The organism is Peribacillus simplex, from assembly GCF_030123325.1.
Lineage (GTDB): Bacteria > Bacillota > Bacilli > Bacillales > DSM-1321 > Peribacillus > Peribacillus simplex_D.
Window position 1 is genome coordinate 4,484,916 of record NZ_CP126106.1, and the last position, 13,623, is coordinate 4,498,538.

11 protein-coding genes are annotated in these 13,623 nt (G+C 43.2%); 4 read left to right on the plus strand and 7 right to left on the minus strand.

What is annotated here, in order from left to right; translation table 11 throughout:
* Positions 1-71 precede the first annotated feature (71 nt).
* From QNH43_RS21330 to kdgD, 6 genes are all read right to left on the minus strand, one after another.
* The gene (locus QNH43_RS21330) at positions 72-524 is read right to left on the minus strand and encodes a GNAT family N-acetyltransferase (RefSeq protein WP_076364265.1); all 453 of its coding nucleotides are present in this window, start codon (positions 522-524) and stop codon (positions 72-74) included.
* 182 nt (positions 525-706) lie between these two features.
* On the minus strand, positions 707-2,242 hold the full coding sequence (gene garD, locus QNH43_RS21335; protein WP_283915570.1) for a galactarate dehydratase: 1,536 nt from the start codon (positions 2,240-2,242) through the stop codon (positions 707-709).
* Between the two features lie 112 nt (positions 2,243-2,354).
* Positions 2,355-3,674, minus strand: a complete 1,320-nt coding sequence (locus QNH43_RS21340; RefSeq protein ID WP_283915571.1) for an MFS transporter — start codon at positions 3,672-3,674, stop codon at positions 2,355-2,357.
* 199 nt (positions 3,675-3,873) lie between these two features.
* Positions 3,874-5,223 carry a glucarate dehydratase family protein gene (locus QNH43_RS21345; RefSeq protein ID WP_076364261.1) on the minus strand — a complete coding sequence of 450 codons (1,350 nt, stop codon included), beginning with the start codon at positions 5,221-5,223 and terminating at the stop codon, positions 3,874-3,876.
* A gap of 88 nt (positions 5,224-5,311) precedes the next feature.
* Complete coding sequence (gene gucD / locus QNH43_RS21350) at positions 5,312-6,775, minus strand: alpha-ketoglutaric semialdehyde dehydrogenase GucD (protein ID WP_283915572.1); 1,464 nt, start codon at positions 6,773-6,775, stop codon at positions 5,312-5,314.
* Between the two features lie 17 nt (positions 6,776-6,792).
* A complete protein-coding gene (kdgD, locus tag QNH43_RS21355) occupies positions 6,793-7,725 on the minus strand; it encodes a 5-dehydro-4-deoxyglucarate dehydratase (protein ID WP_076364257.1) in 933 nt (310 codons plus the stop codon).
* A gap of 320 nt (positions 7,726-8,045) precedes the next feature.
* On the opposite strand from kdgD, the gene QNH43_RS21360 reads away from it, so the two are divergent.
* From QNH43_RS21360 to QNH43_RS21370, 3 genes are all read left to right on the plus strand, one after another.
* On the plus strand, positions 8,046-9,407 hold the full coding sequence (locus QNH43_RS21360; RefSeq protein ID WP_283915573.1) for an MFS transporter: 1,362 nt from the start codon (positions 8,046-8,048) through the stop codon (positions 9,405-9,407).
* A gap of 31 nt (positions 9,408-9,438) precedes the next feature.
* Complete coding sequence (gene gudD / locus QNH43_RS21365; protein ID WP_179891116.1) at positions 9,439-10,797, plus strand: glucarate dehydratase; 1,359 nt, start codon at positions 9,439-9,441, stop codon at positions 10,795-10,797.
* A gap of 160 nt (positions 10,798-10,957) precedes the next feature.
* On the plus strand, positions 10,958-11,659 hold the full coding sequence (locus QNH43_RS21370) for a FadR/GntR family transcriptional regulator (protein ID WP_063232459.1): 702 nt from the start codon (positions 10,958-10,960) through the stop codon (positions 11,657-11,659).
* Positions 11,660-12,038: 379 nt separating this feature from the next.
* Here the strand turns inward: QNH43_RS21370 and QNH43_RS21375 are convergent, their stop codons facing one another.
* Entirely contained in the window at positions 12,039-12,797 is a 759-nt protein-coding gene (locus tag QNH43_RS21375) for an SDR family oxidoreductase (protein ID WP_101223162.1), read from the minus strand.
* 190 nt (positions 12,798-12,987) lie between these two features.
* On the opposite strand from QNH43_RS21375, the gene QNH43_RS21380 reads away from it, so the two are divergent.
* On the plus strand, positions 12,988-13,605 hold the full coding sequence (locus tag QNH43_RS21380) for a TetR/AcrR family transcriptional regulator (protein WP_283915574.1): 618 nt from the start codon (positions 12,988-12,990) through the stop codon (positions 13,603-13,605).
* Positions 13,606-13,623 lie beyond the last annotated feature (18 nt).

Sequence of the window (13,623 nt, forward strand, 5' to 3'; positions counted from 1 at the left end):
TCAAACATAATTTTAACATATAATACCAGACGAATTGTTGTGCATAGAAAAAGGGGTCAAAAGACGGTGAATCAAAGCTTCATTTTCATCCCTTCATGAGTGGCTTTAAATCCTAAACGTTCATAAAATCGCAGTGTTTCTTCCCGCTTTTTATCGGTCGTCAGCTGAATGATATGGCAGCCACGCTTCCTGGCACGGTCAATCGCATATTGAATCAACTTGCTTCCAATGCCTTTCCCCCGTTCTGAAGATGCCGTCCGAACCCCTTCGATCGTTGCTCTCCAACCGCCTTGATGGGTAATATATGGAGTGAACGTGATTTGCTGCACCCCGACGATTTCCTCACCAAGACATGCTACGATCAATTCATTATTGTCATCTGCATCAATGGATGCAAATGCTTTTAGATAGCTTTCAGGAAGGGGATTTTCATAGCGTTCCCTTTCCCTCCCCAATACATCATCCGCCAGCATCCGCACTATTTCACTTAAGTCTTTTACTGTCGCATTCCTGAATGTGACCATGATATCCCTCCTGTACAGTTTTGCCCTTTTTTCGTCATGATGGAAAACCGATCGTCCATTAATAATTTCAACTAAAAGTTAGGCTGTCCTCTTTTCTGGAGGAAAAATAATGACAGTTTTATAATTGGACCAACAAAAAAAGGATCCCTTTTAAAAGGAAGTCCTTCTTAAGTAAATCATTATTAGGTAATTGGCGCAGGATTGAACAGGGCCAAATCATTATGCAGTCCCCAATGCTCTGCCCAGGTTTTCTTTTTACCGCTGGCCACTTCCAAAATGAGGTGAAATATTTCCCATCCGACATCCTCTATGGTTGCTTCACCTGTAGCGATAGTTCCTGCATTTATATCAATCAGATCTTTCCATTGCTCGGTCAATGTATTTCGTGTAGATACTTTGATGACGGAAGCCATTGCCAGATTATAAGGTGTGCCTCTTCCAGTTGTAAAAACTTGAAGGTGCATGCCGGAAGCGAGCTGCAGCGTTCCGCAAACGAAGTCACTAGCTGGTGTAGCTGCAAAAATCAGCCCTTTTTCCGTTGCTTTTTCACCTGGGGCCAGTACGCCTGAAATGGGGCTGCCTCCGGATTTGGCAATGGAGCCTAATGATTTTTCCACTACATTGGCCAATCCGCCTTTTTTGTTTCCTGGCGACGGATTGGCACTTCGATCGGCATCACCTAAAGCAAGGTAGTTATCATACCAATCCATTTCCTTTATTAAAGCTCTCCCCACTTCTTCATTCACTGCACGGGGCGTCAATAGATGAATCGCATCCCGCACTTCTGTGACCTCAGAAAATAGAACGGTTGCCCCTGCTCTAACTAACAGATCTGTAGCATATCCTACTGCAGGGTTAGCTGTCACACCGGAAAATGCATCACTTCCTCCGCACTGCGTGCCGATGACTAATTCGGAAACCGGAAACGTCTCCCGCTGCCTGCGGTTCAACTTGATTAAGCGTTCCTCGGCCATTTCCATAATGGATTGGACCATTCCCGCAAATCCCTGCTGATCCTGAAGGGAAATGATATCTGAATCGTCCCCGCTTGGATTTATTCTCATTGGAGACAGTTTTTCACACCCCAATCCGACTACCAAGGCTTCCCCGCCGAAATTCGGGTGTTTCGCAAGGTTCTGTATCGTGCGAATGGGAATAACCGCTTCCGGTGCATTGATTGCAACTCCGCACCCATAGTTGTGATTTATGGCGACAACATCATCAACATTGTGATACTTCGGGAGAAGCTCTTTTTTTATCCGGTTCACGACGAAATCCAGCACGCCCACTACACATTGAACGCTTGTTGTAATGCCTAATATATTCTTGGTTCCAACACTGCCATCTTCATTGCGGAATCCTTGAAATGTATATCCTTCAAGCGGGGGTAAAGCTTCGGGTATATCATTCGCCACCGGCAGTTCCTTTAAATCCGGAGAAGCCGGAAGCATCACCAGTGACTCGTCAATCCAACAGCCCTTACTGATTGATTCAGCCGCATGACCGATAACTTCCCCATAGCGGATGATGGCTTCATTCTCGTCTATATCCATCAAAGCCACTTTGTGTCCTTGTGGTACTCTTTCTTTCAATTCAAGCCCACAAGGGAAAACGGTTCCTTGATCCAAGCCCCCCGTATTAACCACGATGGCGACATTGTCCGACCTATTTACCTTAATATAAAGCGGTACCTCCGTCAGTTGCGTTTTCGTATCCACTTTACCAACCCTTTCCATATAATAAAGCTAGCATGCTTGTCTGTTATGGATATACATGTTGCTTTTTAAATAAGAATCTTCATTTTTCAAAAGTTCGTTTTCTTTTCTTCTGTTAATTTTTATCTATCAATACGATTCTTTCAGGTTTATTTACTATGAAAATGTAGGATAGAGCTCCTATGAACAATACACTGGCAACAAAGATCAGGGCACCGCTAAAGGAATTTGTTTTGGCTAAAATAAAGCCGATGACAAGTGGTGTTACAATACCTGCGATATTACCAATGGTATTAAAAATACCGCCAGTTAAACCAATAAGTTCTTTTGGTGCCATATCACCGACAAGTGACCATGTGAGACCTGCCAAACCTTTTGCGAAAAAGGCAATGGACATGATTAGGATAAGAAGAAAAATATTTGAAGTGAAGTTAGCCAATACGATCGTGCTGGATAAAAGAAACCCAGTGATGATCGGTGTTTTACGTGCAACAGCGAGCGATTTTCCTTTTTTCAATAATATGTCGGAAATGATCCCGCCAACGATACCTCCAAAAAATGCCCCTATATAAGGTACCGATGCTGCAAATCCTGTTTGAATTAGAGATAAACCCTTCTCCGTTACTAGATATGTAGGGAACCACGTCAAGAAAAACCAAACAATTGTATTCAACGCATACTGGCCAATATAAATTCCGACCATTTGTCTGTTTGACAACAAAAGACGGATATCAGACCAGTTCACTTTTCTTTTTTCTTCTTTATTTGCTAACCCTCCACCAGAATTAATATAATCGATTTCAGCTTGATTTACACGTGGATGGTTGTATGGTTCACGTACAAATGCAAACCATAAAATGGCTACAAAGATACCTGCTCCTCCTGCAACAAAGAAAACATCGTGCCAGCCAAACTCTTGTAATATCCATGCCATGACTGGCGTGAAAAGTGCCAATCCAAAATATTGTGCGGAGTTATAAATCGATACCGCCCGTCCGCGTTCATGTTGTGGAAACCACATCGTCGTCAATCTGCTATTCCCTGGAAAAGATGGAGCTTCAGTAATCCCAACCAAGAATCTTAAAATGAATAATCCAAGTAAGGTGCTGATAAACCCTTGAAAAAAGGTGAATGTGGACCATAATAATAATGCAACACCATAAACTTTACGTGCTCCAAATCGATCCAGTAACCAACCTCCTGGAATGTTAAATGCAGTATATGCCCAGTTAAAGGCCGAAAAAGCAACACCTAATTTCACGGCATCGAAGGCAAGGTCTTCTTTCATTACTGGAGCAGCTATACCCAAGGCAGAACGGTCAATATAATTAATGACGGTCACGATAAATAACATGGCAAGTATCGTAAAACGCACATTGGTTTTTTTAGGAGATTCAGTCTCATTGCTGATGCGTTGAGCACCGCTGCTGTTCATAAGCTCCCTCCTTTTATTCTTAATTTTCAGGTAATGCGGTTTCAGTTTAATGCCTTTGGAATTGTAATAAAGTAAGGGCTTACAATTCATGTATTTTTAGCAACTACCATGAGTAGAATGCTAATATTTTCATCTTTAATAGATTGAGATATTCATTCTTTTACTCATGGTAATTACCCATACATTTAAATCGAAAAGTTTATCTCACCATACATGGTTTTTTAGAGTTATATTTCCACTCTTTAATTAGATACTGCATGGAAGTTGAATCATCACGATCATGATATGGCAGACTACGATATAATTCATTTGCTTTCATCACTTTATCCATATTTATTTCTACACCTAAACCAGGTTTATCAGGCAGTTTAATCATTCCATCTTTAATTTGTAATGAATCATCACATAATTCTTGGCCATCTTGCCAAATATAGTGTGTATCGATTGGTGAAATATTTCCTGGCGCAGCAGCTGCTACTTGTGTAAATGCCGCCAATGTAATATCAAAGTGGTTATTGGAATGCGACCCCCATGTTAAGCCCCAATCATTTAATACATGCGCCATACGAATACTGCCATTCAATGTCCAGAAATGCGGGTCAGCCAACACAATATCGACTGCTCTAAGTGCTGCTGCATGATGGAATTGACGCCAATTTGTCGCAATCATATTTGTAGCAACAGGCAGACCGGTTGCAATCTTGAATTCAGCCATTATTTCACGGCTGGAGAATCCCGCTTCAGGACCACACGGATCTTCAATATAGGCAAGTATATCTCCTTTACCTTTGCAAAGCTTAATGGCTTCTTCCAGTGACCAAGCACCATTTGGATCAAGATTAATTCTAGAATCAGGGAATGCTTCATGTAAAGCTTGAATCGCTTCCATTTCTTCTTCTCCACGAAGCACTCCACCTTTTAATTTGAAACTCTTGAATCCATAACGATCTTCAGCTGCTTTTGCTTGAGCGACAATTCCTTCAGCTGTTAACGTTTCAATTCGTCTAACGCGATCCCAATCATCCTTAAAATGTGTTTCACGTAAATAATCAAGATTGAGTTTTTCCATATCCGCGATATAGAATAAATAGCCTAAGAAAGGAACTTCTGTACGTTGAATACCTCCATCGCCAAGTAGCGCGGCAATTGGTTTATTAACAAATTTACCAAGCAAGTCCATCATGGCGCATTCAACAGCAGCTTCCGCTTGCACAACAAATTTTAAATTGGCTAAATTCAATCCTTGTAACCCTTCACCAGAGTCACCTTTTATATTCAAACCACCTTTACGTATTGCCGTAATACAACCTCTATAATCGGCAATCTCTTGCCCTACCACAAATGGACGATAACTTTCTATCATTCTGGTAATATCATCGCCGCCATGAATCTCACCGATACCCGTATTCCCCGTTTCATCTTCTAAAATAACAATATTACGAGTGAAATAAGGAGCATGACAGCCACTTAGTGTGAGCAGGGCACTATCATGGCCTGCCACTGGAATAACCTTCATATCTGTAATAATTGGCGATCCCTGCGATTTCATTATTTAACTTCCTTCCAGATTTATTAACTTCATAAGTTCTTTCATCATTAATTCGAAAGCGTTATCCATTGATCGCATTCACGTTATATTATTTTACAAACACCGTTTTAATGGATGTAAAAAACTCTTTTGCGGCTTCTCCTTGTTCCCTGGAGTGGGAGCTGGAGTTTTTCATGCCGCCAAATGGCGCCTGCAATTCAACGCCTGCGCTCTCAGCATTGACCCTGATCAATCCGGCTTCCATATCGTTAACAAATGATAGCAAATGTTGGATATTGGCAGTGAAAATCGAAGCACTAAGGCCATATTCGACGCTGTTCGCAAGTTGCAGGGCTTCTTCGACAGAATCAGCTTTCAATAAAGCAATCACCGGGCCAAAAATTTCTTCCTGTACAATTGCCATATCTGACGTGCAGTTATCAAAAATCGTAGGCTCTACATAAAAGCCATTAGCCTGAGTGCCTTCTTCAGCACGCTTTCCGCCAGTTAGAAGTGTAGCGCCTTCTTCGACTCCTTTTTCGATATAGGAAAGAACCGTTTTTAATTGATTTTCACTGGCGCATGGCCCCATCCATGTCCCGCTGTCCAATCCATCCCCGATGGAAATACCTTTCGTTTCTTTCACCAGCAGCTGCTTGAACTCTTCATAAACTTCAGCTGCAACGATGACGCGGCTTGTCGCGGTACATTTTTGCCCCGTCGAGCGAAACGCGCCTGTAATGACTGCTTCTACAGCCAGATTTAGATCCGCATCCGCTGCAACGATTACCGGGTTTTTCCCGCCCATTTCAAGCTGGTATTTCGCTCCGCGTGCTAACGCCGCTTGTCCAATCCTTTTGCCAACCCCGTTTGAGCCGGTAAAGGTAATGCCGTTTATATCTTCGTGATCGGCGATGCCCTGCCCGATGACACTGCCCGGCCCTGTGACCATATTGATAACACCCGCCGGTAAACCTGCTTCTTCAAAACACTCCATGATCTTCGCACAGGTGATGGCCGTCTCGGTGGCTGGCTTCACCACAATCGTATTCCCATAAACGAGAGCAGGAGCCATCTTCCAGATCGGGATGGCGATCGGGAAATTCCAAGGTGTAATGACGCCCACGACACCAAGCGGGACGCGCGTCGTGAACATAAGCGCTGAACTGTCGGTCGATGGAATGACATCCCCCACTTTACGCATTCCTTCTCCTGCATAGTATTTCAGGATCGCAATACCGCGTGCCGTTTCCCCTTTTGTTTCAGCAAAGGTCTTACCCATTTCCCGTGTTGCACATTCTGAGATTTCATCAATCCGCTTTTCAAGAATATGCGCCACTTTATATAGATACTCCCCGCGCTCTGAACCAGCTAGTTTGCGCCATTTGTCTTTCGCCTTTTTCGCCGCTTCCACAGCCAGGTTCAAATCTTCCTTGGCAGATTTCTGTACATATCCGACAACTGCCTGATTATCTGCCGGGTTTAAACTTTTTTCAACTTCATTTGAAATGGAAGCAACCCATTCACCGTTAATATAGTTAAGATACGTTTTTGTTTGAACTGTAGTTATCATATATAATCCCGCCCTTATTAGATTGATTGAATTGGTGTTTCTTTTGGAAAACGATCTAAAGCATTCTCTAATATCGTTTGCATTTCTGCATAATGTTCTTTTTCCACTGGAAGAATTGGTAATCTGACTGTTTGCCCAACCGGCATTCCCATGATCTCCATACCTGCTTTAATGAGAGAAACGGCATACCCTTTTCGCTGACGGCGAATATTGTTGATTGGCATGATGACCTGTTGGTAAATTTCTTTGACCGTTTCTTGATCTCCGCTCAAAATGCCATTATAGAATTTCCGTGAGATGTGCGGGATGTAATTGGATATCGCGGATGAGTAAGAGTCAAAGCCAAGTGGAACGTAGGCCGACATGGTAACTTCCGCAAGCGGCATTCCGTTCAGCCAGCCGAAACGCTTTCCGAAAGTTTGTGTAAGGAGTCCATTCAACTCCATATTGCCTAGACCGTCTTTGACGCCGACCACCTGCGGGACCTCCGCAAGCGCTTCCAAAGTTGAAATTGAAAGTGAAACATTATCACGCTGATATACGATGGAATTTAAGTCCGTACTCTCTGCGATAGCTTTGAAATAAGCCGCCAGACCTGCCTGTTCTCCAGTAACAAGATATGGAGGTAATATTAAATATCCGTCTGCCCCTCTATCCGCTGATATTCTGGCAAGTTCCAGGGAAGTTTGAATATTCCCGCCTACCCCTGTGTATACAGGGACTTTACCAGCCGTAACGGATACGGCTACCTCTACCATCGCTTCATATTCCTCTTTACTTAACGATGGATATTCCGCTGCTGCGCATGCTACGAAAATAGCCTCGAGTCCCTCATCCAGTAAAAATTGGATATTTTGGGCGAGTGCTTGTTCATCAAGCTTGTTACTCGTTGTAAATGGTGCTACGGGAAATCCGAGAATCCCTTTAGGCGCCTTGCGAATTTTATTCATTTTCTATTCCTCCTTGTGTATTATTGTTTTATTGTAAGACAAATATACCGTCTGGTCAATCGTATTTTTTTTATTTTCTGAAAAATCGGGCATCACCTCATCCCACAATAATTTCGCTTCTAATATATACAAAAAAACACGATAATTAAGGTGCTAAACATGAAAAACGATTTATGAAAAAAGCCATTGACAAACAATTTTATTTGTCTTACCATTGGACAAAACTAAATATTAAGAATTTTCACGAAGGGAGAAGCGGTCAACATTGTAAGCGGTATCAACTAAAAACTATAATTAAATACGTTTAAGGAAGTGAGTATATGAACGCTGAAGAAAAAGTTTTTCAAGCATCTCCTAAACTGCCAAATGCCCAGAAAAAAACACGGACACGATGGTTCATTGTCTTCATGCTCTTTTTGGTTACCGCCCTGAATTATGCAGATCGTGCGACGCTATCAATAGCAGGTACGGACATGTCTGGTCAGCTTGGTCTCGATTCAGTCATGATGGGCTATGTTTTCTCCGCTTTTGCATGGTCTTACGTAGCTGGACAAATTCCGGGCGGATGGCTTTTGGACCGTTTTGGCTCAAAAAAAGTTTACTTTTGGAGTATCACGCTATGGTCCACCTTTACGCTTTTACAAGGATTTATCGGATTTCTCGGTTCTGCCGGAACGGCTGTCATGGTATTGTTCGGACTGCGTTTTTTAGTTGGATTGGCAGAGGCTCCTTCCTTCCCGGCCAACAGCCGCATCGTTGCTACCTGGTTCCCAAGCCATGAACGCGGAACCGCGGCTGCCACTTTCAATTCAGCCCAGTATTTTGCAACCGTTCTCTTTGCACCGATCATGGGCTACATTACGTATAAATTTGGTTGGGAATACGTCTTCTTCTTTATGGGCGCTTTAGGAATCATCGTTGCTTTCTTCTGGCTGAAAACGATATATGGCCCAAAGGAACATCCGCGCATCAACAAAGCTGAGCTTGAATATATCGAAGCAGGCGGCGCTTTGATCAATATGGATCAAACCTCTAAAAATAAGGAAGAAAAGAAAGGCGTCAACTGGAATCATATTAAGCAGCTTTTATCAAACCGCATGCTGTTAGGTGTTTATCTCGGACAATATTGCATTACGACGTTAACGTACTTTTTCCTTACATGGTTTCCTGTGTACCTTGTACAAGAAAGAGGCATGACCATTCTTGAAGTTGGGCTCGTCGCTTCCCTTCCGGCCATTTGTGGATTTTTTGGCGGCATTCTCGGAGGGACATTCTCGGATTTCTTGCTACGGAAGGGATTCTCATTGACTGTCGCCCGAAAATTGCCAATTGTAGTTGGGATGCTTCTATCGATGAGCTTGGTGGCTGCAAACTATGTAGATACGGAATGGGTTATCATTTTCGTTATGGCCCTAGCGTTTTTCGGTAAAGGATTCGGGGCACTCGGCTGGGCGGTAGTGGCCGATACCTCACCAAAGGAAATGTCCGGTGTCAGTGGCGGGCTTTTCAACACATTCGGTAACATCGCAGGCATCACAACACCCATTATCATCGGATACATCATTGCCACGACAGGATCATTTAATGGGGCGCTAGTCTTCGTATGTGCCAATGCTCTTGTCGCGATTTGCAGCTATTTATTCCTTGTTGGTGAAATTAAACGTGTAGAGTTAAAATCATAGTTAACTAAATATTCTGGCAGGGGGAAGAATCATGAACAATCAAATGCTTAAGGATAATGTAAAAATCGGAACACCGGTAATTTCAGAAATGAGCGTCATTCCAGTTGCAGGCCATGACGGCATGCTGCTGAACTTGAGTGGTGCCCATGCTCCTTATTTCACCCGGAACATTGTCATTTTGAAAGATAATGCGGGTAATACGGGTGTAGGTGAAGTTCCTGGAGGCGAAAAAATTCGCCAAACACTCGAAGATGCCAAACAATTGGTTGTCGGCCAGTCCATTGGGACATACAACAACATTCTGAATACCATCCGTAAGCAGTTTGCGGACCGGGATGCTGGAGGCCGCGGCCTTCAGACGTTCGATCTCCGTATAGCCATCCATGCCGTAACAGCATTGGAAGCGGCACTTCTGGATTTAGTCGGCCAATATTTAGGTGTTCCAGTTGCAGCCCTTCTCGGAGAAGGACAGCAGCGTGATAAGGTGGAAATGCTGGGCTACTTATTTTATGTAGGTGACCGCAATAAAACGGATCTTGGTTATTTAAGCGAGCCTGAAGCGGCAGATGACTGGATTCGCCTTCGTCATGAGGAAGCGCTCACACCTGAATCGATTGTCCGCTTGGCAGAAGCCGCCCACTCTCGCTATGGATTCAATGACTTTAAACTGAAAGGCGGGGTTTTGCGCGGGGAAGAAGAAATCGAAGCGGTGACGGCACTTGCGGAACGCTTCCCTGAAGCCAGGATCACCCTTGACCCAAATGGAGGCTGGCTGCTTAAGGATGCGATTGAACTTTGCCGGGATCAACATCATGTTTTAGCCTATGCGGAAGATCCATGCGGAGCGGAAAATGGTTTTTCCGCCCGGGAAATCATGACGGAATTCAGGCGCGCAACGGGCCTTCCGACCGCTACCAATATGATTGCAACGGACTGGAGGCAAATGGGGCACTCCATTCAACTTCAATCCGTGGACATCCCACTTGCCGATCCGCATTTTTGGACGATGCAAGGCTCCGTCCGTGTCGCTCAAATGTGCAACGACTGGGGATTGACATGGGGATCACATTCGAATAATCACTTTGACATTTCACTTGCCATGTTTACACACGTTGCTGCAGCCGCACCAGGAAAAATCACTGCGATCGATACCCACTGGATTTGGCAGGATGGGCAGCGTTTGACGAAAGAACCTTTTAAAATTGTCGGCGGAATGGTCGATGTCCCTTCCAAACCAGGACTCGGAATTGAAGTGGATATGGAACAAATCGAGAAGGCACATCAGCTTTATAAACAAAAAGGACTTGGTGCCCGTGATGATTCAATGGCGATGCAATACCTGATTTCCGGATGGGAGTTCAATCCAAAATCACCTTGCCTTGTCAGATGATTTTTTCCAACTATGCGTGCGTCTCTCTCTTTAGAGCGGCGCATTTTACTTTTTTTGGGCATAGATCTTCTCTTCCTCACATGCAAATAAGTGTATTATATTATATAATTAGTCTTACAGTATGAATACATATGGGATTTAACAGAAAAGGGGTTACACAATGGAAGAATCGTCAAAGAAATTAGGCGTACAATCGGTACATCGCAACACTCTTTCACAACAAGTCGTGGATCAAATCGTGCACCTGCTCGTCAGCGGACAAATGAAAGCGGGCGACAAATTGCCTCCTGAAATGGAACTTATGAAAGAACTTGAAGTAAGCCGGCCTGTTTTACGGGAGGCGCTCAGTGCACTTGATACACTAGGTGTCATTACACGAAAAACGCGAGAAGGAACCTTTTTTAACGATAAAATCGGTACACATCCATTCTCTGTCATGCTGGCGCTGGCTACGGATAATTTACCAGCGATCATCGAAGCGCGAATGGCATTGGAGTTGGGATTGGTAACAATGGCTGCCGAGAAGATCACAGACGAACAACTGGAGAAACTGCAAGTTACGATTGACACGATTGCCAATAGTGAAGACAACGATTATGGAGAGGCCGATAAAGAATTCCACAAGATCATTGCTTTAAGTGCGAACAATCCCATTATCGAAGGCATGATCGATTCCTTATTGATTACCCATAATAAAATAAATAGCCTGATACAATTCAGGGAACGGGAACTGACTGTAAAGTATCATAAAGCCATATATGCGGCTCTTGCAGCACATGATCCACACGAAGCATTCAGCCAAATGTACAAGCACCTTGATTACGTACGTCAGAAAGTCCTTCAATATTCTCACGCAAATTAATATTTCGTTTGTGTGGAAGGTGAAAGTAATCGCAGCAAACTAATGGATCACTCAATGATCCAATTTCATAGGGAAAGTGGATTTTTTTGGGACCTATAATGCTTCCAAGATTTCAGAGTTCAACTTATCTTTTAAATCCAATTGATAGCATATTCTTTTTGAAAAAAAACTGGATAGTAGTTGAACTATCCAGCCCTCACTTATCCACTTTCGATTGAAATGAAAATGTTCCCCGCTGAAGGCGAAATCTTCCCCTTGCAAATTGTTGGCGAAGCACAATCCCCATCAATGCTCCACTCAAAAAAAAATGCATCCTGCTTGTTAGCAGGAATGCATGTGTCAGTCCCAAGTTCTTGACCATCCTCTTTTTAATTTACGCTTAATACGCACTCCAACCAGCATCTGCCGTGATGACAGTGCCATTAACAAAACTGGAATCGTCTGAAGCAAGGAACAAAGCCACTTTAGCGATTTCCTCAGGTTTGCCATTGCGTGGATTGATGGCCATACCCAATTGTTGGCGGGAGAAGCCAAACTCATTGATATTCGTCATGCTGGAACCGATATTGGTTTCAACTCCGCCTGGTGCTATTGCATTGCAGCGAATCCCTTTATTGGCATACATGAAGCCCGTGTTTTTTGTGAACCCAACCACTGCATGCTTAGAGGCAGTGTATGCTGCGCCTGCTCGGGCACCGTACAAACCGCCAGCAGAAGCAATATTGATGATGACCCCTTTTTGTTTTTCTAAAAAGATCGGCAATACCTTTCTAGTCGAACGCATGACGCTTGTCGTGTTAATGGCAAAAATCCGATCCCATCTAGAATCTTCTATGTCTCCAGCAGGTTCCATGCCATCCATGATACCCGCGTTATTCACTAAAATATCCACCGTGCCATACGTACTTACCGTGGTATCGATCAAATGTTGAATATCTTCCTCCACCGCTACGTTCGTTTTAATGGCAAAGGCCATTCCGCCATTCGCTTTTATTTCTTCCACCGTCTCGTTCGCGCCATCAAGATTCAAATCCGATACGACGACTTTAGCCCCTTCTCTAGCATAATCTATAGCAATTTGTTTCCCCATGCCAGATGCTGCGCCTGTCACTACTGCAACTTTGTCTTGTAATTTCATTTGAACTCCCCCATTCACTCTATTGAAGTGATACTTATTGTACAGATGTTCATTTACTAACTTCCTTTATAGTATAATTAGTTTCAATAGGCTTATACAATCAGCAAATGATGATCTCGATGTTGAACAATGAACAGAAAGTGTTCATTATGTTCATTAAAAGTACAATAACGAACAAAGGGTGAAGAAAATGTCCAATAATAATACTGGGATTGATAGGAGGATCAGGAAATCCAAACTGGCTTTGAAAGAATCTCTCATATCATTAATGCAACACAAGGATTTCAGGGATATATCGATTACTGACATTGTAGAACGCGCCGACCTTAATCGGGGTACATTTTACAAACACTATCAGTACAAAGAGGAACTGCTTGAAGAGGTCATGGAGGATGTAATTGCCGATTTGATCATATCTTACCGGGAACCTTATAAAAACGTTGAAACTTTCACCATCAATGAACTCACGGCTTCAGTGATCAAAATATTTGAACATGTAGCTAACTATGCAAACATTTATACCCTCATCCTAAAGTCGAATGCATGGCCTACATTACTGGAAAGGATTTGTAATGAATTAAAGAAACTTCCATTGGAAGACCTGGAAGATTACCGGCCGAATCCTAAGATCAATACAGAACTTGCCTCCAGTTATCAGGCATATGCGATCTTAGGCATGATCATCGAATGGGTCAACACCGGCTTTAAATACAGCGCTGACTATATGGCTGAACAGTTACTGGAAATCATTAATAATAAATCGGTAAATGCCGTCTATAAAATAAACCATACATTTAAGCAGAAATAAGAGGGCTGCATCGGCAAC

Excerpts from the sequence above, each read along its gene's own strand:
- QNH43_RS21330 (WP_076364265.1), bottom strand. The coding sequence starts at position 524 with ATGGTCACATTCAGGAATGCGACAGTAAAAGACTTAAGTGAAATAGTG.
- QNH43_RS21345 (WP_076364261.1), bottom strand. The coding sequence starts at position 5,223 with ATGAAATCGCAGGGATCGCCAATTATTACAGATATGAAGGTTATTCCA.
- QNH43_RS21380 (WP_283915574.1), top strand. The coding sequence starts at position 12,988 with ATGTCCAATAATAATACTGGGATTGATAGGAGGATCAGGAAATCCAAA.
- QNH43_RS21360 (WP_283915573.1), top strand. The coding sequence starts at position 8,046 with ATGAACGCTGAAGAAAAAGTTTTTCAAGCATCTCCTAAACTGCCAAAT.
- QNH43_RS21370 (WP_063232459.1), top strand. The coding sequence starts at position 10,958 with ATGGAAGAATCGTCAAAGAAATTAGGCGTACAATCGGTACATCGCAAC.
- gucD (WP_283915572.1), bottom strand. The coding sequence starts at position 6,775 with ATGATAACTACAGTTCAAACAAAAACGTATCTTAACTATATTAACGGT.
- kdgD (WP_076364257.1), bottom strand. The coding sequence starts at position 7,725 with ATGAATAAAATTCGCAAGGCGCCTAAAGGGATTCTCGGATTTCCCGTA.
- QNH43_RS21375 (WP_101223162.1), bottom strand. The coding sequence starts at position 12,797 with ATGAAATTACAAGACAAAGTTGCAGTAGTGACAGGCGCAGCATCTGGC.
- gudD (WP_179891116.1), top strand. The coding sequence starts at position 9,439 with ATGAACAATCAAATGCTTAAGGATAATGTAAAAATCGGAACACCGGTA.
- QNH43_RS21340 (WP_283915571.1), bottom strand. The coding sequence starts at position 3,674 with ATGAACAGCAGCGGTGCTCAACGCATCAGCAATGAGACTGAATCTCCT.